The following is a 22862-nucleotide window of genomic DNA, read 5'->3' as shown; positions in this document are numbered from 1 at the left end:
ATCTTTGGGTTGTACTATACAACTATGAAGACCGAATCGGCATTCCCGGGTGGTGCGGACCACGATCGCGCGGAGGCGATCGAGGTCATCCAGCGTGAGCTCACCGCCTTCGCGCGCCGGGCGCGCGGCCGGGCCGCCGAACTGCATCCGGAGCTGTCGCTGGTGGCGTCGAGCATTCTGGATCTGGTCATTGAGCGGGATGGTTGCCTGGCCAGTGATCTGGCCGGACATTTCCATCTCGACAAATCGACCATGAGCCGTCAGGTGGCGGCTCTGGAGCGGCTCGGGTACCTGACCCGCGAGGTCGATCCGGCCAATCGGCGCAATCATGTGCTGACCGCGACGGCCGCGGGTCGCCGGGTCGCCGGGTCCGCCGCGCGCAGTCGCTCCGCGGCCTTCGCGGACCGCCTGCGGGATTGGGACGATGCGGACATTGCGCGCATGGCCGACTATCTGGTTCGTTACAACGCCGCCGACGAGTAGTTGACGCGGCATGAAACTGATTGGAGTTCAATCGATTTCGGCCAACCCGGCGATCCGCTGTCGCTAGACTGAGCCCGTTCCGCCGGACGGTGCGGAACCATCCGTCGGAGGGTGGGCATATGTCCCATGGGTCGAACGGTTTCACGGGTCGAAGCGGTCGCGGAGTCATGGCGACCTGCCTCGGCGTCCTGCTGCTGGTGGCCGCCACCGGCTGCGGCGGGGGTGACGAACCCGTGCGCGCCACCGGAACCGGTACCCCCAACGCGCCCGGCACGGTCTCCAAACCCGGTTCGCTGGAGGGTTTCTCGGCCCCCGAGAGTGTGCTGTTCGCGGGGGACAGGTGGTTCGTCTCGAATATCGGCGCGAAGGTCGATCCCACGGGTAAGGACGGTGACGGATTCCTGACCGAGTTGAACTCGGTGGGAACGGTCACCGCGCGGCGGGCCATGCCGCGGCTCGGCGATCCGCCCCTGAACGCGCCGAAGGGGCTGGCACACACCGACAATCGGGTCTTCGTCGCCGATATAGATCGGGTGGTCGGCTACGACATCGATACGCACGGGCAGGTTTTCGAGGCACCCGTCGGCGGGGACGAACCCGCACTGCTCAATGACATCGCACTGCTGGACCCGCATACGCTGCTGGTCACCGATACCGCGCGCGGCACCGTCCACAAGCTCGATCTGGAGACCGAGAAGTTCGAGTCGCTGGCCACCGGAATGCCCGGGGCCAATGGCATTGCCATCGATCCCTCCGGCAATCTCGCCTATGTGGTCGGGCTCGGCGCGGACTTCGGCGGTGGTGATGTGTGGCGGCTCGATCTGACGCGGCATCCGGTGACCCCGCAGCGGGTGGGCGGCATCCACGGTGTGCTGGACGGGCTCGCGGTACTCGCCAACGGCGATCTGGTCATCTCGGATTGGGTTGCGAGCCAGGGGGATCGGCCGGGCAAGGTGAACATCTACCGCGATGACGGGGTCGAGGTGACGGCGGTTGAGGGGCCCGAGAACCTGCACGGACCAGCCGATTTCACCGTCGATCCGGCCGGGCGCAATCTCTGGATGCCCGCCATGCCGGACAATCGGCTGGTCATAGTCCCACTGCCGTAAGGATTTACAGCTCCAGGCCCTTGGCGAGCACCGGCCAGGAGTCCCGCAGCGCGTCCTGCCAGTAGCCCCAGGAGTGGGTGCCCGCCTGATTGATGTCGAAGGTGGCCGGAATCTTCAACTCCGCCAACTTGGTTTGCAGATTCCGCGCGCACCAGTCGCTGGCCGCCTCCAGAATGCCGCCGACCAGGAGCTGCTGCATGATGCCGCCGTCGGCGGGGCCGAGGCTGCGCACATCGGTCAGATTGTCGTGCGGGCCGGGCAGGCCGCTGCCGTTGGAGATGTAGAGATCGAGCCCGCGCAGATCCTCGGCGTGCACGTACGGGTCGTTCTCCGCCCACTCCGGATCGGTCTCGGGCCCATACATATTGGCCGGATTGCCACCGCCGATGGAGACCACCAGCTCGGCGAATTTACGGCCGATCGGATCGCTGATCTGCGCGCACCCGCTGTAGGCGGCCACTGCCCGATACAGTCCGGGTTTGGCGATCGGCAACTGCAGCACCGAAGTGCCGGACATGGACATGCCGACGATGGCGCGTAATCCATTGGTGTTCAAGGACCCGTCGATGAGCGGGGGCAGCTCCTCGGTGAGGAAGGTCTTCCACTTGTTCACGCCCAGCTTGGGATCGTCCGCGCGCCAATCGGTGTAGTAGCTGAACGCGCCGCCGATGGGCATGACCACATTCACGTTCTTATCGGCGAAGAACTGGGTGGCATCGGTATTGCGCTTCCAGTTCGCCGTATCCTGGCCGCCCCCGGCGCCATTGAGCAGGTACAGCACCGGGCGCGGGGCCGAGGCGTCGGCGGGGCGTTGTACCTCGATGGTGTATTCGGCGTCCATGGCGGCCGAGTGCACATGCAGGGTGAGATTGTGCGCGTCCCGGATCTCGAAATGCGTGATCCGGGAGCCGTCCTCGGAAACCGGTGTGCTGGACAGGGTTGCGGTGCTGGTGATCGGGTCGGGCGGGGCCGCCGTCGCGGTGGCCGTCAGCGCGGTGAACGATCCGGCGAGCAGACAGCCGGTGAGAGCTATTGCCCGCAGAGCTGTTCCGTACGAAAGGGTAGAGCTGTGTAGCAACGATAGGGCACTGCTGCGGAGCAGCGATGGGGTAGAGCCGCGTAGCAAAACCGAACTCCCAAACTAGCCAGCAAGATCCAGCCTGGATGATCGCTGAACGTCGCCCCTATGTTTCGGGTTTCGACAAAAGTGACCCTGGCGTGTTTGGGACGCGCTCGGTGAACGGGATCAGTCGTTGACGATGCCGCGCAGCAGTGGACCGTACTCCGGATGCGCCAGCGCGGAGGCGAATTGGGCCACGAGATAGTCGGCCGGATTGCCGGTGTCGTACCAGTTGCCGCGAATCACCTGGCCGTACACCGGATTCGAGGCCGCGAAGATATTGATGGCATCGGTGAGGTACACCTCGCCGGTGCGGTGCGTGTACCAGTTGTCCACCTGGCGGCGCAGTTCCGCGATGATGCCCGGGGTGACCACATAGCCGCCGATGGCCGCGAAGCTGGAGGGCGCGTCCGCGGGCTTGGGCTTCTCCTTCAGACCGCTGATGCGCATGAGGCCGTCGCCGGCGGTCTCCTCCACCACCGGGACGCCGTAGCGCTGGGATTCGGCCGGATCCATGGGCACGAGGGCGAGTACCGGTGCGCCGGTCTTCTCATAGGCGTCGATGAGCTGCTGGGCGCGCGGGACCCCGGCGACGAAGACGTCATCGGGCCAGAGCACCAGCATGGGCTCATCGCCCAGGGTGCGGGCGGCATTCAGCACGGGCGTGCCATTGCCGTAGGGGCCGTGCTGATCCAGATAGGTGATGTGCCCCTGCCGGCTCAGCTCGCCGACCTCCTCGACCGCATCGGCGTAGGCGGCCTTACCGTCCGCGCGCAGCTGGGCGACGAGCGCCGGATTGGGCCGGAAGTGGTCCTGGATCAAGGACTTTCCGCCGCTCACCACAATGGTGATATCCGTGATACCGGACGCGACCAGTTCACGAACCGTGTGTTCGATGACCGGCTTGTCGCCGACCGGGAGCATCTCCTTCGGGATCGCCTTGGTGAGTGGCAGCAGGCGGGAACCGATACCTGCGGCGGGAATCACGGCCTTGCGAATCGTCATTCTCCGATCATCACACACCTGCCTGGCCGAACCTGTCGGTAGTGGCGCGTAGATTCGCGAACGTGAACACCCCTGCCCACACCGCGGCGGAGCGCATTGTGCCTGTTCGCAGCGCTCTCGCCGGTGGGCGTGCGGACGCTGCGCGGGGGCCGGGCGGTGTGCCGGACTCGCAGTTAACTTCGAGCGGACACACAGCGAACAGTCAGCGCGGGCGCCGCTGGGTGCTGCATATGGATATGGACGCCTTCTTCGCCTCGGTCGAACAGTTGACCAGGCCGACGCTGCGCGGGCGCCCGGTGCTGGTCGGCGGTATGGGCGGGCGTGGTGTGGTGGCGGGCGCGTCGTACGAGGCGCGGGTGTTCGGGGCGCGATCGGCCATGCCCATGCATCAGGCGCGGCGCCTGGTGGGCGGGAATGTGGTGGTGGTGCCGCCGCGCGGTGCGGTCTACGCCGAGCTCAGCGGGCAGGTGTTCGAGACCATGCGATCGCGGATTCCGGTGCTGGAGACGCTCTCCTTCGATGAGGCGTTCGGTGAGCCCGCCGAATTGGCCGGGGCCACAGCCGATGAGGTGCTGGCCTTCTGTGAGGAGCTGCGGGCGCTGGTGCGCGAGCGCACCGGATTGGTGGCCTCGGTGGGGGCGGGCAGCGGTAAGCAGCTCGCCAAGATCGCCTCGGATATGGCCAAACCCGATGGGGTGCGCGTTATTTCACCCGGTGAGCAGCAGCGATTCCTGTCGGCGCTGCCGGTGCGGCGGTTATGGGGGATCGGACCGGTGGCCGAAAGCCGTTTGCGCACACTCGGAATCGAGACGGTCGGCGCGCTGGCGGCGCTACCGGAGTCCGAGGCGTCGTCGATTCTGGGTGGGGCCATGGGAATCGCGCTGCATCGGCTGGCAAGGGGGATCGATGATCGGCCGGTGGCCGAGCGCGCCGAGGCCAAGCAGATCAGCGCCGAAACCACCTATGAGACCGATATCGTCACGTTGCCGCAGTTGCGCCCGGCGATCGAGGCCATGGCCGCGCACGCGCATCGGCGGCTCATCGCCGACGGTCGGGCGGCGCGCACCGTGGTGCTCAAACTCAAACGCGCGGATATGAGTATCGTGACGCGCTCCTCCACGCTGCCGTACGCCACCGAGGATCTGGCCACGCTCACCGCGGCCGCGCAGCGCTCGGCCATCGATCCGGTCGAGTTGGGGCCTATTCGCCTGGTGGGCGTGGGTTTCGCTGGGCTGTCGGAGATTCGGCAGGAGTCGCTGTTTCCGGAGTTGGATCAGGCCGTCGATACCGGTGAATCGGTTTCGGAGGAGCCGACTTCGGTTGTCGCCGCGGGTCCGGTGCCCGAGGTGCCGCCCGCCACGCGTTCGTTCGCCGCCGAAACCTGGTATCCGGGACTGGATGTCGCGCACCCCGAATTCGGCCACGGGTGGGTACAGGGGGCCGGACACGGTGTGGTGACAGTACGTTTCGAGACCCGGAGCACCGGGCCGGGTGCCGCGCGCACGTTCTCGGCCGAGGATCCGGCGCTGACGCGGGCCGATCCGCTCGACAGCCTGGGGTGAACGAAGACCCGACCGGAGCGCCAGAGGTAAGGGACGAATGCGCCAATTATGAGGATTCGGACTGAAAGTGCGGTCGCAGTGTGTTCGGAGTCTGCTTCTCCCGGACCACGTTGGTAGCCTCTGTGTCGTCGTGCAGCGTCGCCGGTCGGGTTGTCGCGCTGACACGTTTGTCGAACGGACCTACTCGAACGCAAAGGACGAGCAGTTGAAGCTTCAGAAGACTGGACGTATCGCGGTCGCCACCCTGGCTGTCGTGACCGTACTCGGGCTGTCGGCCTGTGGCAGCGGTGACAAGAAAGAGAGCACCAAGCCCACGAAGACCTCCACCTCGCAGACGTCGGCCGCGCAGAACAACTACCCGCCGGCGCCGACCGCGGCGGATCTGAACGCCGAACTGCAGAAGGCCCTCGACCCGAACGTTCCGGACTCGGAGAAGCTGGACCAGTTGCAGGGCGTCTCGGCCGATCCGAGCCTGCCGTCGCGGATGATCGAGGCGTACAAGCAGAACCAGGCCACCATCACCGTCACCGGTGTCACCGATCTGGGCAATGGCACGCTGACCGCCGATGCGCAGGTCGCCGTCGCCGGCGGTGCGCCGCAGAACGCCGTGGTGCCGTTCGTGGCCGAGGACGGCAAGTGGAAGGTCCAGAAGGAGTGGATCTGCAACATGCTGTCCCTCGCGAACCAGACCTCCCCGGCCTGCTCCTAGTTCTTACCCGAACGAGCCCGCCGTCCCCGTGGACGGCGGGCTCGTTCGCTGTCCACGTCAAAACCGCGTCAATGCGGAATGGGTTGTGCCGCAGGGGATGTCAGGGACGCGTTAAATCCGCTCGCGATGGCGCAGGGGGTGCGGTGGTAGTCGAGATGCGTATCAGGCGGTGGGTGCGGACGTGAAGATGGGGTAGTTCGGGCGCGATGTGCCGACTGAACGCGCGGCGGCGGGAACGGGTGTTCGGGAGCGGCGAGTGGTGACTCGGGAGCGGGGGCTCAGGTTCGCCCCTTAATATCGGCGATCGTGACCGACGTGATGGAGAAGGCGGGGCAGGATTCCGCCGGACGAACTGGGCCCGACACCGATCGACGAAGATACGGGGGATGGGAACGGTTGGTCGCCCTCATCGCGGGGTTGATCGCGGTGCTCGCGGCGATCGCGGTGCCGGTATTGCCGGTGCGCATCGATGCGGCGACAATCGCTTGGCCGCAAGGCGATTCGGCGAAGAGCGTGGAGGCTCCGCTGATCTCGTACGCGCCGTTGACCTTCGACGCGAGTGTTCCGTGCGCGGCGGCGGCGCAGTTCGATTCGCGCGGCGGAACGCTGATCGCGACCGGTCCGAACGGCGCGCCGAATCGCGATCGCTACGGTTTCGCCGCCCGTGTGACCGCCACCACAACCGCTGCGGACGGCACGGTCACACCGGGCAAATTCGAAGCGGTACTGCAGGACCAGAGCCTGGTGAGCGTCCCGCTGGACCAGCTCCCGGCGGGCTGTGTTCTCGCCGTGCACACCGAAATGACCAAGGCGACAGCCGTTCTCACCGGCTCGGAGGTGGCGCCGGTCACTCTCGAGGGCGACCACCGCCCGCAGCTGGTCGGCTTCTTCACCGAACTGCCCACCCCGGACGGCGTCACCGCCACGGCGAAGGCGGACAGCCGCTTCTCCGCGCATCCGTCCCCGATCAAGCGCATCGCCATGTGGACCGCCGTACTGGCCACCCTGATCGCGCTCTTCGCCCTCTACCGCCTCGATCGCCTGGATGGTCGCCGCGCCCGCCGCTTCCTGCCGCAGCGCTGGTGGACCTTCTCGGTGGTGGATGCGGTCGTGCTGGGCACGCTGCTGCTGTGGCATTTCATCGGCTCCACCACCTCCGATGACGGCTACCAGTTCGGTATGGGCCGCACCTCGATTCACGCGGGCTATATGGCCAACTACTTCGCGTACTTCGGTGTCCCCGAAAACCCGGTCGGCACACCGTATTATGACCTGATCGGCCGTCTCGCCGAGATCAGTGTGGCGAGCCCGTTCGTGCGCCTGCCCGCGCTGCTGGCCGGTTTCATCTGCTGGCTGGTGATCAGCCGCGAGGTGATTCCGCGTCTGGGCGCGCGTATTCGCCGCAATCGAGTCGCGGTGTGGACGGGTGCGCTGGGCTTCCTCGCGGTCTGGCTGCCCTATAACAACGGTCTGCGCCCGGAGGCCATGGTGGCCCTGGGCGTCCTGCTGACCTGGGTTTCGGTGGAGCGCGCGATCGCCACCCGCCGCCTGCTGCCGTACGGCATCGCGATTCTGATCGGCGCGTTCAGCTGTACGGTCGGCCCGTCGGGTGTCATCTGCTTCGCACCGCTGCTGGCCGGGATCCGCCCGATGTGGCGGGTGCTGGATTCGCGTGCGGCCGCACTGAGCAAGCCGGTTCCGGACGGTGCGAAGTTCCTGACCGTGCTGCGCACCCGCTTCGTCGCGCTTCTTACCCTGACCACCCCGCTGGTCGCCGCCGGAACCGTGGTGCTGGTCGCCATGTTCGGCGTGGAGACCCTCGCGGCCATGTTCGAGATGAGCCGCGTGCACTCGATCGTCGGCCCGAACGTGAAGTGGCCGGACGAATACCTGCGCTATCAGTACCTGTTGATGGTCTCCATCGATGGTTCGGTGGCGCGCCGCTTCGGCATGTTCATGCTGTGGCTGGGCATGGCGGCATGCGCGTTCATATTGCTCCGCAAGGGTGGCCGGATTCCGGGTATCGCGTCCGGTCCGGCACGGCGCGTGCTGGGCAGCACCGTCGGTGTGATGCTGCTGATGATGACCACGCCGACCAAGTGGACGCACCACAACGGCATCTACGCCGGTCTGGCCGGCGTGATCGCGGTCATCGCGGCGGTCGCGCTGGGCCCCAAGGTCATGCGGTCGCCGCGCAATCGCGCGCTCTTCGCCGCCGTGGTGGCGTTCATGATGGCGCTGACCTTCTCCAGCATGAACGGCTGGTGGTACGTATCGAACTGGGGCATCTCGTGGAATGACAAAATGCCGGTGATCGCGGGTTACGGCGTGAACAAACTGTTCCTGCTGGCCGCCCTGCTGCTGCTCGCGCTGGCCGGTTGGTGGCATGTACGCGCACCCGAACCCGCTGCCCCGCACCGGGTTTCGCGGCAAGCCTGGCGGCTGGCGGCGCTCTCGCCGCTGACGGTCATGGCGGCGTTCATGGTGGTGTTCGAGGTCGCCTCGTTCGCCAAATCCACTGTCGCGCAGTATCCCTCGTTCTCGCTGGCGCGCTCGAATGTGGACGCGGTCATGGGTGAGCCGTGCGGTCTGGCGCGTGATGTGCTGGTGGAGACCGATCCCAATGCCGGGCTGCTACCGCCGCTGACCGGTGATGCCTTCGGTACCTTCACCGCCGAGGCGAAGGGTTTCACCCCCGGCGGTGTGGCCACCGATATGCGCGCCGATGACGAGGTGGACACCAGCGCCATCACGACCACGTTGAACAGCAAGTCGAGCAATAGCGAGTCCGGAACCACCACCACCGCACTGCCATTCGGCTTGGATCCGGCCAAGGTCCCGGTGCTGGGCAGTAATGGCACGAGCGAGTCGATCGCCACGCTCACCACGGGCTGGTACAAGCTGCCGACCGCCGATGCCCGTGACGGCATTGTCGCCGTCACGGCGGCCGGTCGTATTCGCTCGGTCGATCAGTACGGTGTGGTGACGCCTGGCCAATCGGTCGAAATCGAGTACGGCACAGCCGATTCCGCCGGTCAGGTGGAGCCGCAGGGCCGGATCACGCCGATCGATATCGGTCCCACGCCGACCTGGCGCAATCTGCGGGTGCCGTTCACCGATATCCCCGCCGCCGCGACCGCGATCCGTATTGTCGCCACCGACCGCGATCAGGACGGTAAGCAGTGGGTCGCGCTGACCCCGCCGCGTATCCCGCACACCCGGGTGCTGCAGGATCTCATCGGCTCACAGCAGCCGGTGCTGCTGGATTGGGCTGTGGGCCTGCAGTTCCCATGCCAGCGGCCGTTCGATCACCGGTACGGCATTGTCGACGGCGTGCCGGGATATCGCATCCTGCCCGACCGCGGTGGTGCGCACGATACGAACCTGTGGGAGAACCACGACAGCGGCGGCCCGCTCGGCTGGAGCACCATGCTGCTGCGCCCGCACACCCTCGCCACCTACCTGAACAAGGATTGGCGACGCGATTGGGGTGAGCTGCAACAGTTCTCGCGCATCGATGACACCGCCATCCCGGTGCGCCCGAGCATCACCCCCGAAACCCATTCGGGACTCTGGACTCCGGGCCCGATCAATGTGAACGGCTGGAAGTAGCAACACTCCGCCCCCGCTGAAACCAGCGGGGGCGGAATTGCATCCTCCGTGGTCCCCGTACATCCGGCGGATGACAGCCCCGGGGTGAGGGCCGCGACGACATTGTGGTTGTGCGGAGACGGTTGTGGTCGGGTGGCGGCGAGTTACGGTCCCGGTTCGCCGCGCAGCTTGCGGACCTGCGCCGCAGTGAGAGCCGTGAGCTGTTGCGGGTCGGGCTCTTTCGCGCCCGATATGGACAGCTGGACGACGGTGGAGCCGACCTGCGTCACCGTCACCGCCGAGTAGAGCGTCAACCCCTGGCTGGTGGTGTGTACCCGGAACGCGAATGAGGCGTCCCCGGCGCCCGGCTGCTCCAGCCCGCCGACCTGATATTCGACCTTGGTCCCGTCGGGATCGGTGCTGGAGTAGCTCGCACAGGCGCGCAGCAGCGCCTGCACCGTCGAGAATGCCTGCCCCGCTCCGCCGTTCGCGTAGGCGGCGGCGTCGATATCGATGCTGTCGAAATCCGGTCCGCCGTACTGCGCGGCCGCACGGGTGGCGGCATTGGTGGCCTGTTCGGCAATGGGCGCGAGCACCTTCGAGCACTGCGCGGGCACGGTATTGGTCCCCGCTCCGGTGGTACTGCCGGTGGGCGGATCGCCGAGCGAGGTGTATCCGCTCGGCAGCTGGGACACCTCGAGCAGACTGTTCCGCAGCGCCGTCACATCGGGCACGGGCGCACCGTCCTGTGTCTTGGGCTGTACGACGGGTCCGAGGGTCGGCAGTGCGGGCGCGGAATCATGCGAGCCGCAGGCGGTCAGCGCGAGGGCGGTGAGGCCGAGCAGTGCGGCCGTAGCGGTCCGCCCGCGTGGCCGATGCGTCGGAGTACGGGAGGCGGTCACGGCGACATCATGCCCGGCGCGCCCGGTGCGGCGCGCGGTGCCCGGCCGTGCCGCGCGTGTCAGGCGCCCCACTGCACCTGGGTGCGCAGGGTCTGGCTGAGGGTGACCGCGCTGTTCGGGTCGCGGTAGCTCTGCTTGCCGCCGACCTGCACCGAACCCGAAACCGGCAGCGGCAGCCCGAGATCCACGGTGATGACCCCGGTGCCGTGCATGAGGTAGTCCATGATCTCCAGCTGTCCGGCCTCATTGGGCAGATGCCAGACGGTGGATTTCGGGGTCTGTGTCACATCGAGTTCGATGGTGAGCAGATTCCCGTCGCGGTGCGTGAGCGTCGCGGTGGTCACCTGCTCCAGCGGCACACTGCCGGAAACCTGTTGCCGCACCGTCCATATCGCGCCCTCGCCGACGGGATCGTCCGGGAAGGCGATGGACTGGTAGACGGCCTGATAGAACGCCTGCTCCAGCGCCGCGCGCGCCACATCGGGGGTGGCGGGCTTGGGGGTGAGCCGCAGTGCGGTGATGGCCCCGAGTTCGCTGATATCGAATCCGGCATGGGATCCGTCGGCGGGCAGCAGGGCCTTGGCCAGTGCGGGATCGGGGGAGGTGACGGTGCCGAGGGTGAGCTCCACCCCGTCGCTGCCCGCCCGCGCGGTGAGCGGAATCGTCACCGCGGGCGGTGAGATATCGCGGACCGCCTGTGTGCCGATCTGCTGTTCGATGTGGTGGTCGGTGCTGAGGGTGACCTGCTGCGTCGAATCCGGTTCGAGCGCGGGTCGCAGCGTGGCGCGGGGTTCGGCGCCGGGGTCGAGAACGGTGGTGGTCACCGCCGCGATGGGCATGGTGACCTCTTTACCGAGTCCGAGCGGCTCCGCGCTGTCGGTCTCCGCGATCGCCTCGGAGCCGTCGCTACAACCGACTCCGAAGGCCGACAGGGTGACCGCCAGCACGAGGAGCAGGACGCCGGATCGAGTGGCGCGCTGTCCCGGCCGGGCTCGGCCGGGGGAACCGGTACAGCGTGCGGTGGCATTCGCCGAGCTGGGGGATGAAGACAACACCGTCACGTCGAACAGGTTACGGCCACTTCCTGATAATCAGCTTGGGATGCGGGCGCGGCGTCCGGTCAACGGTCACCCGATGGCCATAGGGAATGATGTCAAGGGTGAGTACCGACCGGCCGCGCGAATCCGGCATAGACCAACCAGACGAGTCGCCAGCAGATAGCGCACCTCTCGGCACCTCGGAACCGGCGGTCGCCGAGCCGACTGCCGCCGCGGAACCCGCTGCCGCCGAGCCGACCGCTGCCGCCAAGGCCGCTGCCGCCGAGTCGGATCCGGCCGCGCGGCCCGAGGTCGCCGCCGCGCAGCCCGCTGCCGCGCAGCCGTTGCGATTGCGGACGCTGCTGATCGTGGCCGCGGTGCTGCTCGGGCTGGATCTGCTGACCAAGACGATCGTGGTCGCCAAGATGACGCCGGGCCATCCGATCTATCTCATCGGCGATTGGGCGCGACTCACCCTGGTGCGCAATCCGGGCGCGGCGTTCTCGATGGCGACGGGTATGACCTGGCTGCTGACGCTCGTCGCGGCGGCCGTGGTGATCGGCGTGATTCGGATCGGGCGCACCATGCGCTCGTTGCCGTGGGCGATCGGTCTGGGCATGGTGCTCGGTGGCGCGCTGGGCAATCTGATCGACAGGTTGTTCCGTGCGCCCGGCCCGCTGCAGGGCCATGTGGTGGATTTCGTGGCGGTCGGCTGGTGGCCGGTTTTCAATGTCGCGGATTCGGCGATTGTCTGCGGCGCCGTACTACTGGTGGCGCTGACGGTGTTCGGTTTCGAACCCGATGGCACGCGTGCGCACCGGCACGAGGAGGACGAGAGCGCGGAGGAGAAGACCGTATGAGGGAAACCCGCAGTATGCCCGTGCCGGACGGACTGGACGGCATGCGTGTCGATGCCGGATTGTCCCGGCTGCTGGGCCTGTCGCGCACGGCGGTCGCCGCCATGGCCGAGGAGGGCTCGGTCCAATTGGACGGTGTGGCGGCCGGTAAATCCGACAAGCTGAGTGCGGGCTCCTGGCTCGAGGTCGAATTCCCCGAGCCCAAGCGGGAACTCACCGTCGAGGCGACGCCGGTCGACGGGATGCGGATCCTCTACGCCGACGATGACATCGTGGCCGTGGACAAGCCGGTGGGCGTGGCCGCTCACACCGGTGTCGGCTGGACCGGTCCGACCGTGGTCGGCGGTCTGGCGGCCATGGGCTACCGCATCTCCACCTCCGGCGCGCATGAACGCCAGGGCATCGTGCACCGCCTGGATGTGGGCACCTCCGGTGTCATGGTGGTGGCGCAGTCCGAGCACGCGTACACGGTCCTGAAGCGCGCGTTCAAACAGCGCACGGTGGACAAGCGCTATCACGCTCTGGTGCAGGGTCATCCGGATCCGAGCAGCGGCACCATCGACGCACCCATCGGACGGGCCCGCGGGAACGACTGGAAGTTCGCGGTCACCGCCGACGGCCGCCCGAGTGTCACGCACTATGACACCGTGGAGGCGTTCCAGGCCGCGAGCCTGCTCGACATCCACCTGGAAACCGGTCGTACACACCAGATTCGCGTGCACTTCTCCGCCGTCCGGCATCCCTGCTGCGGTGACCTCACCTACGGCGCCGACCCGCGCCTGGCCGAACGCCTGGGCCTGGAACGCCAATGGCTGCACGCGCGCCAGTTGGGCTTCAACCATCCCGCAGACGGCCGCTGGATCGAGATCACCAGTGAATACCCCGCCGATCTCGAACACGCCCTGGACGTCCTTCGCACACACTGAATTCGGTGCGCGGCCACGCCCCTGTCGTGTGCGCGCACGAACCTCCCGGCGTGGAGTCCCCTTCGTCATCCCGGCATGCTTTCGTCCGGGATCCACACGGGCCGCACTCCAGCGGGTTTGATGGATCCGGCCACAGGCGCGCCGGGATGACGGGGTGAGGTCTGGCCCGAAGGCAAGGAGGAGCCCGTGCACGTCGGTCGGGTAGTAGCCGGTTTCACACGTGATTCCCGGGCGCGCCGCGTGGTCGGCGGGGCGGTCGCGGCGGCGCTGGTGCTGTTGATTCCGGTGCTGGGGTGGGCGATTCCGCCGCGCGCGGCGATCATCTCCACCGATCGGCTGGGGCCGGAGAACAGTGAGCCGGTGGCGGCGTATCTGGCGCGTGCGCAGGACACCTTGGCGGGCAATGACAGTGCGGGGCACTGGGCGCTGATCTCGTTCGCCGAGGGCATTTCGGCCGAGCGCATCCCGGAATACAGTGGTGGCCTGCGCATCTCGGATGCGATCTATCACGTGGCGATCGACCGAGTGGCGACGCCGGTCATCGATATGCCGCTCCCGGCGGGCGCTGCCGTCGCGGTGGCCTCGCAGCGGTCGGCCGCCGCCGCGGTGGCCGCGACCCGCGCCTACGACGACCGCGGTATCCGGACGAACGCGGTGGTGGCCGCTCGCCTCGCCGCGAACTGCCCCTGTCTGGTCGGCCTGGTGGTGTTCGGCACCCTGCCCGAGCTCCGAGACCTCGCCGCCCGCCCCGGAGTTCGCGCCGTCGAGGCCCTTCCCGCCGATGCCTCGGCCGCGGTCTTCGCCAGAGCGCCCCTGCTGCCGGAGCAGCGGGATCTGGCCGACGCCGGCCGCAACGACGGCCCGGTCCCCGACAACTAGTCCCGCATCATCGGGCATGCACTCACGCGGGCGCCTTCTCGACGTTTGCCCACACAATCGCGTGCATATAGTTATTGCCCCTGCCGGTCGGTAGATGAGTTGGCTAACGAGCGACATATAGTTTGCTGGCGGGGTGGATTCAGCAAACTATTCGAGTGAATATTGCATTCCGAATGTTATTGATACCAGCGGGTATTGAGTACCGGGAGGTATTCTTAGCCGGTTTACTCGGCGAATGCTCTGTCTGCCGGTAATTCTCGCGCAATCGGCGTACGGTCGTCTCCGCGCATGTGTAGCGTCTCGAAATCGAAAAGGCTTATCTCACAAAGCGGTGGCGCAGTGATCGGTATTGACGGCTGTCTGCAACGGATCATGGATATTCCGGGTGCACGCAGTGTGACGCTGGTGGATGGTGCCAGTGGGCTCGCAGTAGCGGGGGCGGGGCGGCAAGACCCCCTCGATCAGCATGAGGACGCCGCGGCTAGCACCGATGTGGTGCGCATGGTGCTCGGCTGTCCGGCGCTGACAAGTGGCCGGGACGGGGATGACATCTCCGAGATCATCGTGTGTGGCACCCACGGGTACCACCTGCTGAATCTCGTCAAGGGGGACTTCGACGGGCGACTCTTCGTCCACGTGCTCTTCGATGACGATACCGGAAACCTCGGTATGGCCCGTTTCCGCCTCCGCGGAATTCTGGCCGAATTCACCGAGGGCGGTCATGAGCGCTGAACTCGCAAGCGAATTGCGGAGATTGGCGGCGGAGCGCTCCACCGGGGTACTGCACGCGGGGGATGGTGCATTCCATATCGCCGAGGGTACGATCGCCTGCGCCGATTGCCACCGGGCTACTGGACTCGATCGTCTGGTGCTCGAGGCGGGTGTGGCGACCCCGGAGGAGTGGCGGCGGGCCGAGTCCGGAGATCTCGGTCCGCTCCTGCAGCGCCCGCAGCTCGAAACCCTGGCGCTGCTCTCGGTTTTCGATGCCGCCTACTTCCTGCTCGCCGATCCGGTGATCCCCGAATTCCGTCCGGCGCCGCCGCACTGGCTGGCCCCGGTCTGCCGGGTCGATCCGCCCGCCGTGGTCGAAGAGTGCACGCGCCGTGGCGATCCCGAGTCCGGACCGTGGCCGGTGACGCTGGTCGATCGCGCCCCCGTGGTCCCGGTTCGCCGCATTGCGCGCCGCCGGGTCGTGCTGACCGGTGGGCAGGCCGAGCTGCTGGCCGCCGCCGATGCCCGGCGCAGCATCGCCGTCATCGCGAATGATCTGGGCCGCACCACCTATGGCTGCCTCACCGCCGTCCGCGAGCTCACCGAAGTGGGCTTGATCGAACCCCCGGTACCGGCCCGCGCCCCGCGGCATGCGGCCGCGCCGAAGCGGCATGCGGCCGAATCGAAGGTGGCGGAGTTGATCGCGCTACCGCGCCCCGGCGGCCCGCCCTCACAGCTTCCCCGTCGCCGAACACGTTCCGGTACAACGACTCCCACCCCGGAACGGTGGAAACCCATCGACCGTGAGGTGCTCGTCCGAGTAAGGGCGGCACTGGAGGAGCTGGCATGACCGTGCGGAAGCCGCGTTCGATCGAGCGCAGGGTATTCGGCGGACGGACTGGGAGGCGGCCTTGGAGGAGCTGGTGTGACCGCGCGCAGGAGGCGGCTCGGCGAAATGATGGGAAGAAGGATGACGAAGGTGGCGATCACGCGACCCGAACCGAATACCGTGCTGCTGACACAGCTGAAGTCGCTGCGGGAGAGCATCCCCCGGTTGACCGGCACGCTGGTGGCCTCCACCGACGGGCTGCTCATCGCACACGATCTGCCAACGCATATCGAACCCACCGGGATGGCCGCGCTCACCGCATCCCAGCTGTCGCTCTCGCACCGGCTGGCCACCACCGCGCACGGGGGCGGGTTCCACGAGGTCGTCGTGCACGGCTCCGGCGGGTATGTGGTCATCTACGCGGCCGGCTGGACCGCCTCGCTGACGGTGCTGGCGGGCCCGGAGGTGAATGTGGGTCGCCTGCACCTGGAGTCGCGTCCGGTGGCGCGAGCCATAGCTGAAGAACTCACCGCCTTGGCGAACAACGTCAAGCGCACCCCGAAGAAGAACACCGATTGAAAGGAAAGGCCATGTCCAACATGGATATCGCACTGAAGGACATGATGGTGATCGACGGCGCGATCGGCGCCGCCGTGGTCGACTACAACAGCGGTATGGCGCTCGGTCTGCTCGGCAGCTCCAAGACGCTGGACCTGCAGGTCGCCGCCGCCGGCAATACCGAGGTGGTGCGCGCCAAGATGCGCACCATGGACCAGCTCGGCATCAATGAGGAGATCGAGGACATTCTCATCACCCTCGGCAACCAGTACCACATCATCCGCCCCATGACCGGCCGCAAGTCCAAGGGCCTCTTCCTCTACCTCGCCCTGGACCGCGGCCGCGCCAACCTCGCCATGGCCCGCCACCGCCTCAAGGGCATCGAGGAGGATCTGGAGGTCTAGGTCGAGTTCACCCCGGCGGAGGCGGCCGCCGAGGTGTAGCGCTCACCGCGGTGTGGACCCGCGGTTACCCGCGCTACGGAGTGCGCGACTACCCGTCATCTCGGCGCGTTCTTGGCCGGGATCCAGTGTCACCGCAGGACCGCTGCCGGTGTGGATCCCGGCCAAAAGCATGCCGGGACGGCGGCGGTGGGTGCGCATCATGGAAACCCCTCGTTCACCGTGATGCCACACATCGCCCGATCGGTGTTGTGTGACAACATCTTTCGCTGATTCCGGCCGGGAGGCACGCCACCGCGAACGGGCGGCAAACCTCCGGCATCCACAGTATGGTTCGCCGTGCCCGGCGCACTATCGGGCACATGCCCTAATCGGCGGAGTGGCCGAGGCCGTCAAGGAACCGCTACCTTCCGCGCCCGCGAGCACGCTCGCCATGCTGCGAGAGTTACCGTGGCGGGAGAGTCGTCCATGCGAGAGTTGTGGTCGACGGGATCGTCGAGAGGGGCTGGGAACGGATGGAACTGACCACGGAGCAGGCCGATCGCGCGGCCGGGGTGCTGTTGGGTACCGCGGCGGGCGATGCGCTGGGCGCGGGCTACGAGTTCACCCATCCCGCACCCGAGGTCGTCATCGAGATGAAGGGTGGTGGCAGCTTCGACTGGGCTCCGGGGGAGTGGACCGACGACACCGCCATGGCGATCGGTGTGGCGCGCGCGGCGGCCGCGGTGGGCGCACTGCATGAGGAGGCCGGGCTCGATGCCGTGGCCGCGGAGTTCATCGCCTGGTGGGACTCCAAGCCCGCCGATGTCGGCTTCCAGACCAGTCAGGTCCTGCAGTGGCGCAGTAAGTCCGGGCGCGAGATGCAGGTGCACGCGCACGAGCTGGGCGGTCTGAAGGCGGGCAATGGTTCGCTCATGCGCACCGCCCCGGTGGCCCTGGCGTACCTCGACGACGAAACGCACTGCGCCAAGGCCGCGGCCGTGGTCAGCTCGCTCACGCACTATGACATGCAGGCCATGCAGGCGTGCAAGATCTGGACGCTCGCCATCCGGCACGCGGTATTGCACGGCACCTATGACGGTCTGCGACAAGCGCTTCCGATCGTCGACGCCGGCTTCTGGGGTCCGCTGCTGGATAAGGCCGAATGCGGCGTCCCCGCGGACTTCCCGAAGAACGGCTGGGTGGTGCACGCCCTGCAGACCGCGTGGTGGGCCATTACGCATGCCGACACCCTGCCCGCCGCACTGGAACTCGCGGTGCGCGCGGGCGGTGACACCGACACCACCGCCGCGATCGCCGGTGGCCTGCTCGGTGCGCGCTGGGGCGCCTCGGCCATCCCGCGGGAGTGGCGCGACAAACTGCACGGTTATCCGGGCTACCGCGAAGCGGATCTGCTCGAGATCACCACCCGCATCGTGAATCGCTGACGGCGTTACCGAAGTGCGCGGGTACGAAGTCGCCCCGTCATCCCGGCGCGCTTTTGGCCGGGATCCATCGAAACCCACTGGGCCATAACCGGTGTGGATCCCGGCCGAAAGCATGCCGGGATGACGTGGGACGACATCGACGCAGAGCTGAGTCGGCGACCCCGATCGTCGAAACCCTCAGTCCGCCAAGCGAACTACGCCGTCGAGGTAGCGGCGGCAACGTCCGGCCAGCCGGACGCGGTCACCGCTGAGCGTGCAGCGCAACGCCCCACCGCGCGCGGAGAGTTGGCGCGCGGAGAGGGTGTTCCGCCCGAGTTCGCGGCTCCACAGCGGCATGAGTTGTGCGTGCGCGGAACCGGTGACGGGATCCTCGGGAATGCCCTGTCCGGGCGCGAAGAACCGGGATACGAAGTCGGCCTCCTCACCTGCGGCGGTGAGAATGGCGCCGCGGTGCATCCGCGGGAATTCGGAGAAGTTCGGATTCGCCTCGCGCACTTCGTGTTCGGAGGTCACCATCAATACGACATCGACACCGGCGTACGCGCGCAACGGCCGCACCCCCAGCGCCTTGGCGAGCGCCTGCGGAATCTCCTCGTCCACATCGATCTCCACCGAGGCGGCGCTCGGCAGATCCAGCACCAGGTCGTCGCGATCGCGATCCACCCGCAACCAGCCACTGCGCGTGTAGAAGTGCACGCGGTCCGCCCCGGGATGCATATCGTCCAGAATCTGCGCGGCCGCGGCGAGCGTGGCATGACCGCACAGGTCGACCTCGGTGGCGGGGGTGAACCAGCGCAGGTGGAAGGCGGGCGAATTATCCGGTGCGGCACCGGCGTCCGGCGGTAGCGCGGAGGTGTAGAAGGCCGTCTCGGCGAGATTGTTCTCCTCGGCGAGGTGTTGCAGCAGCTCATCCGGCAGCCAGGACAGCAGCGGCATGACAGCGGCGGGATTGCCCGAGAACGGTGCGTCCGCGAACGCGTCGATCTGGTGCAGCAGGACCTCCATGCGGCCCAAGGTACCCCGCGAGTCAAAGAACGTCCGGGACAAGGCAGTTCACCGGCGAGCCAAACCATGCGACCAGTTTGGATGTTTACGACAGCGGCGGCGCACCGTCTCGGTGCGCCGCCGCCGTGGCACGGAATGCCGTTGGGATCAGACCTTTTCGCCGGGCGCGCTGGGTAGCAGATGCGGTGTCTCGCCCTGCAATCTGGCGCTCACCCACCACGCCACCTCGACCAGCACGATGCCGATCGCACCGCAGATGATCGCGGCGGTGGTCAACGCGATATTGCTCGGATCGAGTTTGAAGAAGTGCCGGGTGAACGGCACCGCGAACAGAATCAGGTATCCCGCAACGGAACCCGCGACGAGCAGCACCTTCCACCAGTTCCACGGCCGCGCCACAATGGCCAGCACCCACACCGCGATGATCAGCAGGGTGATGAGCGCGGTGGTACCCGCCTGCACCTTCGCGGTCTCGCCCGCATCGGGTCCGTTGTAGGCGATCAGATACGCGATGAAGGTCATGACACCGATAACCAGACCGGACGGAATCGCCAATCGCATGACGCGCCCGACGAATCCGGTGCGCGCCCGCTCGTTGTTCGGTGCGAGCGAGAGGATGAAGGCCGGAATACCGATGGTGAACCAGGCCGCGATGGTCACATGCCGTGGCAGGAACGGATATCCGATCGCCTTGTAGTGGAAGATCTGCGAGCCGATACCAGCGATACCCACCAGGAAGGCCAGCACCACCGAGTACACGGTCTTGGTGAGGAACAGATTCGAGACCCGCTCGATATTGCCGATCACCCGGCGGCCCTCACCGACCACATACGGCAGGGTCGCGAACTTGTTGTCCAGCAGCACAATCTGCGCCACCGAGCGGGTGGCCGGACTGCCAGAGCCCATGGCGACGCCGATATCGGCATCCTTGAGCGCGAGTACATCGTTCACGCCGTCACCGGTCATGGCGACGGTGTGCCCGCGCGATTGCAGCGCGGAGACCATGGCGCGCTTCTGATCCGGGCGCACCCGGCCGAAGACGGTCTTGTGCTCGAGCAGATCGGCGAGCTCGTTCTGATCGGTCGGCAGCGTGCGGGCATCCACCGGATCCGCGCCGCCCGCCATACCGAGCGAGGTGGCGACCGCGCCGACGGAGACGGCATTGTCACCGGAGATGACCTTGGTGGCCACATGCTGCGACCCGAAGTAGTCGAGGGTCTCCTTGGCATCGGGCCGTACCCGCTGCTCCAGCACCACCAGCGCGGCCGGTGTCACCTGACCCGGCGCGTCGGCGGCATCGACCGGTCGATCGCTGCTCGCGAGCAGCAGTACCCGCAGTCCCTTCGCACCGATATCCTGTGCGACAGCGGCGGTTTCGGAGTCCGAGTCGAGGAGCACATCCGGTGCGCCGAGCAACCAGTTGCCATGCTCGCCGTAGGAGAAGCCACTCCACTTCTTGGCGGAGGAGAACGGCGCGATCCCGGTCGGCTTCCACCCGGGCGTATCCGGCAGGGCCTCGGCAATGGCCGCCACACTGGCATTGGGCCGCGGATCATCGGAGGCCATGGCCGCGAGGACGCGGGCCAATTCACCTCCGCCGGTGACCGATTGGCTGCCGGAGGCGGGTTGGCTGGTGGCCGGGGAGTCTGCGTTCGCGGCGGGGATCGGCAGCGCCTCGCCCACACCACTCCCGCTCACCGGGCGAATCTCGCTGAGCCGCATACCGTTCTCGGTGAGCGTGCCGGTCTTGTCCGCGCAGACCACATCCACGCGCGCCAGCCCCTCGATGGCGGGCAGCTCCTGCACCAGGCACTGCCGTCGCCCGAGTCGCACCACACCGACGGCGAAGGCGATGGAGGTCATCAGCACCAGGCCCTCGGGGACCATCGGCACCAGCGCCGCGACCATACCGTTGACCGCGGGCCGCCAGGATTCCTTACTGGAGACCAGCTGGTTGTAGATCGACAGCAGGCCCGCCGGAATCAGCAGGTAAGTAATGACTTTCAGGATGGTGTCGATGCCGTTGCGCAGTTCGGAGTTGACCAGGGTGAACTTGCTGGCCTCATCGGCGAGTTTGGCGGCGTAGGCGTCCTTGCCGACCTTGGCGGCCCGGTACGCGCCGCTGCCCGAGACCACGAAGCTGCCCGACATGACCGGTCCCGCAACGGTTTTGTCGATCGGATCGGCCTCACCGGTGAGGAGTGATTCGTCGACCTCGAGGAGTTCGGATTCGATGACCTCACCGTCGACCACGATCTGATCGCCCGGCCCGAGTTCGATGATGTCGCCGAGCACTATCTCCTGCGGTGCGACCTTGGTGGCCTTGCCCTCGCGCCGCACCACCGGCTGCGCCTGGCCGACAATGGCCAACTGGTCCAGGGTCTTCTTGGCGCGCACCTCCTGAATGATGCCGACCGCGCTGTTCGCGATGATGAGCAACCCGAACATGCCGTCGATAATCGATCCGGTCGCCAGCACCAGAATGAACAGCACGCCGAGTATCGCGTTGATGCGCGTGAAGATATTGGCCTTGACGATATCGCGCACCGAGCGGGAGGCCCGCTCGGGAACATCATTGGTGAGCCCGTCGCGACGCCTCTGCTCCACCTCCGCGGTGGTGAGCCCGGTCGCGGGTGTCGCTGCCTGTGCGGTGATCGACATGATCGACAGCCTAAAGGTTTGCCTATCGTTAGCCGGGTTTCCGCAGGTGAGCCGTGCGCGCGTCGGCAAAGGGGACTTACGGGGCGAATATCCGATAGTCGCCTGGTCGTTGCGCAGGCTAACGTTGATGGGTGTCAGAGAGCCCCGCTGCCGCCGAGGCAGGTCCAGCCGAATCATCCAGCACCGGGCGCGGGAGATACACCGGCGGTCAGGTGGGTGTGGCGTTCGGCTTCGCCGCCTACTTCATGTGGGGATTGTTCCCGGCCTTCTTCGGACTGCTGAAGTTCGCGAATCCGGTAGAGGTGCTGGCCGAACGGATCCTCTGGACCCTCGGTGTGGCGCTGCTGGCCTTGTTCGCCGCCGGACGCCTGCGCGAATTGCGCGGTATCGACGCCCGCACCTGGCGACTCGCGGCGGCGGCTTCGCTTGCGCTGTCCATCAATTGGGGCGTCTACGTGTACGGCGTCATCAATGCGCAGGTCGTCGAGTGCGCACTCGGCTACTTCGTCAATCCGCTGGTGACGGTCGCCTTCGGCGTCATCATCTTTCGGGAGCGGCTGCGCCGGGTGCAGTGGGCCGCACTGGCTTTGGGCGCGAGCGCGGTCATCGTGCTGACCGTCGACTACGGGCGCCCGCCGTGGATCGCGCTCATACTGGCCTGTTCGTTCGCCACCTACGGACTGATCAAGAAAGTCATCCGCCTGGACGCGCTACCCGGTCTCGCCGCGGAAGGTATCGCGGCCGCGCCCTTCGCCATGATCGCGGTGGTCATCCTCGCTGTGACCGGTAATGCCACCTTCGGCTCCAGCCTCCCGCATTCGGCCCTGCTCATGGTCTCCGGGCCGATCACGCTCATTCCGCTGCTCTTCTTCGCGCTGGCCGCTCCGCGAGTCCCGTTGTCCACCATGGGAATCCTGCAGTATCTGACACCCGCGCTACAGCTCACCTGGGGTGTGCTGATCGGCCACGAACCCATGCCCGCCTCGCGCTGGGCCGGTTTCGCCCTGATCTGGTTGGCCCTGGCCATCTTCACCTTCGACGCTTTGCGCCGTAGCCGCAACGCCGCGCGGGCCGCCACCGGCTCGTAGGG

General features: G+C 67.0%; 20 protein-coding genes. 14 read left to right on the top strand and 6 right to left on the bottom strand.

Annotated elements, in window-relative coordinates; all coding sequences use genetic code 11:
* Positions 1-24: 24 nt before the first annotated feature.
* Both OHB26_RS37585 and OHB26_RS37580 read left to right on the top strand, forming a co-directional pair.
* Positions 25-483 carry a MarR family winged helix-turn-helix transcriptional regulator gene (locus OHB26_RS37585; protein ID WP_330181990.1) on the top strand — a complete coding sequence of 153 codons (459 nt, stop codon included), beginning with the start codon at positions 25-27 and terminating at the stop codon, positions 481-483.
* Between the two features lie 167 nt (positions 484-650).
* Complete coding sequence (locus OHB26_RS37580) at positions 651-1592, top strand: SMP-30/gluconolactonase/LRE family protein (RefSeq protein ID WP_330181989.1); 942 nt, start codon at positions 651-653, stop codon at positions 1590-1592.
* Between the two features lie 4 nt (positions 1593-1596).
* Here the strand turns inward: OHB26_RS37580 and OHB26_RS37575 are convergent, their stop codons facing one another.
* Positions 1597-2670, bottom strand: a complete 1074-nt coding sequence (locus OHB26_RS37575; protein WP_442942808.1) for an alpha/beta hydrolase — start codon at positions 2668-2670, stop codon at positions 1597-1599.
* A gap of 168 nt (positions 2671-2838) precedes the next feature.
* Positions 2839-3717 (bottom strand): UTP--glucose-1-phosphate uridylyltransferase, encoded by an 879-nt coding sequence (locus tag OHB26_RS37570; protein ID WP_330181988.1) that lies wholly within the window; start codon positions 3715-3717, stop codon positions 2839-2841.
* A gap of 221 nt (positions 3718-3938) precedes the next feature.
* Here OHB26_RS37570 and OHB26_RS37565 point away from each other — a divergent pair, with 221 nt between their 5' ends.
* From OHB26_RS37565 to OHB26_RS37555, 3 genes are all read left to right on the top strand, one after another.
* On the top strand, positions 3939-5279 hold the full coding sequence (locus OHB26_RS37565) for a DNA polymerase IV (protein ID WP_330181987.1): 1341 nt from the start codon (positions 3939-3941) through the stop codon (positions 5277-5279).
* A 205-nt stretch (positions 5280-5484) separates the two neighbouring features.
* A complete protein-coding gene (locus OHB26_RS37560; protein ID WP_067564987.1) occupies positions 5485-5988 on the top strand; it encodes a hypothetical protein in 504 nt (167 codons plus the stop codon).
* Positions 5989-6294: 306 nt separating this feature from the next.
* Positions 6295-9600, top strand: coding sequence for an arabinosyltransferase domain-containing protein (locus OHB26_RS37555; protein WP_330181986.1), 3306 nt, complete (start codon positions 6295-6297; stop codon positions 9598-9600).
* A 143-nt stretch (positions 9601-9743) separates the two neighbouring features.
* On the opposite strand, the gene OHB26_RS37550 is transcribed toward OHB26_RS37555, so the two are convergent.
* The gene (locus OHB26_RS37550) at positions 9744-10553 is read right to left on the bottom strand and encodes a hypothetical protein (RefSeq protein WP_330181985.1); all 810 of its coding nucleotides are present in this window, start codon (positions 10551-10553) and stop codon (positions 9744-9746) included.
* A complete protein-coding gene (locus OHB26_RS37545) occupies positions 10541-11542 on the bottom strand; it encodes a hypothetical protein (RefSeq protein ID WP_330181984.1) in 1002 nt (333 codons plus the stop codon). Before OHB26_RS37545 ends, OHB26_RS37550 begins: the two co-directional genes overlap by 13 nt.
* 89 nt (positions 11543-11631) lie before the next feature.
* Between OHB26_RS37545 and lspA the strand changes: the two genes are divergently transcribed.
* From lspA to OHB26_RS37505, 8 genes are all read left to right on the top strand, one after another.
* Complete coding sequence (lspA, locus tag OHB26_RS37540; protein WP_442943066.1) at positions 11632-12378, top strand: signal peptidase II; 747 nt, start codon at positions 11632-11634, stop codon at positions 12376-12378.
* Positions 12375-13301, top strand: a complete 927-nt coding sequence (locus OHB26_RS37535) for an RluA family pseudouridine synthase (protein WP_330181982.1) — start codon at positions 12375-12377, stop codon at positions 13299-13301. The genes lspA and OHB26_RS37535 overlap by 4 nt, the downstream gene beginning before the upstream one ends.
* A gap of 186 nt (positions 13302-13487) precedes the next feature.
* Positions 13488-14180 carry a hypothetical protein gene (locus tag OHB26_RS37530; RefSeq protein WP_330181981.1) on the top strand — a complete coding sequence of 231 codons (693 nt, stop codon included), beginning with the start codon at positions 13488-13490 and terminating at the stop codon, positions 14178-14180.
* 339 nt (positions 14181-14519) lie between these two features.
* Complete coding sequence (locus OHB26_RS37525; RefSeq protein WP_330181980.1) at positions 14520-14912, top strand: hypothetical protein; 393 nt, start codon at positions 14520-14522, stop codon at positions 14910-14912.
* Positions 14902-15741, top strand: a complete 840-nt coding sequence (locus tag OHB26_RS37520) for a hypothetical protein (RefSeq protein ID WP_330181979.1) — start codon at positions 14902-14904, stop codon at positions 15739-15741. The genes OHB26_RS37525 and OHB26_RS37520 overlap by 11 nt, the downstream gene beginning before the upstream one ends.
* Before the next feature lie 120 nt (positions 15742-15861).
* Positions 15862-16299: a roadblock/LC7 domain-containing protein gene (locus OHB26_RS37515; protein WP_330181978.1), complete on the top strand. Its 438-nt coding sequence runs from the start codon at positions 15862-15864 to the stop codon at positions 16297-16299.
* An 11-nt stretch (positions 16300-16310) separates the two neighbouring features.
* Complete coding sequence (locus OHB26_RS37510) at positions 16311-16682, top strand: hypothetical protein (RefSeq protein ID WP_330181977.1); 372 nt, start codon at positions 16311-16313, stop codon at positions 16680-16682.
* Between the two features lie 512 nt (positions 16683-17194).
* On the top strand, positions 17195-18106 hold the full coding sequence (locus tag OHB26_RS37505; RefSeq protein WP_330181976.1) for an ADP-ribosylglycohydrolase family protein: 912 nt from the start codon (positions 17195-17197) through the stop codon (positions 18104-18106).
* Between the two features lie 177 nt (positions 18107-18283).
* On the opposite strand, the gene OHB26_RS37500 is transcribed toward OHB26_RS37505, so the two are convergent.
* The gene (locus OHB26_RS37500; protein ID WP_330181975.1) at positions 18284-19111 is read right to left on the bottom strand and encodes a PhzF family phenazine biosynthesis protein; all 828 of its coding nucleotides are present in this window, start codon (positions 19109-19111) and stop codon (positions 18284-18286) included.
* Positions 19112-19258: 147 nt separating this feature from the next.
* Positions 19259-21772 carry an HAD-IC family P-type ATPase gene (locus OHB26_RS37495; RefSeq protein WP_330181974.1) on the bottom strand — a complete coding sequence of 838 codons (2514 nt, stop codon included), beginning with the start codon at positions 21770-21772 and terminating at the stop codon, positions 19259-19261.
* 212 nt (positions 21773-21984) lie between these two features.
* Between OHB26_RS37495 and rarD the strand changes: the two genes are divergently transcribed.
* Positions 21985-22860, top strand: a complete 876-nt coding sequence (gene rarD, locus OHB26_RS37490) for an EamA family transporter RarD (protein ID WP_330185901.1) — start codon at positions 21985-21987, stop codon at positions 22858-22860.
* The last annotated feature ends 2 nt before the right edge of the window (positions 22861-22862 follow it).

The sequence above is a fragment of the Nocardia sp. NBC_01503 genome, assembly GCF_036327755.1.
Taxonomy (GTDB): Bacteria; Actinomycetota; Actinomycetes; order Mycobacteriales; family Mycobacteriaceae; genus Nocardia.
This window is presented reverse-complemented; position numbering and strand designations above follow the sequence as displayed.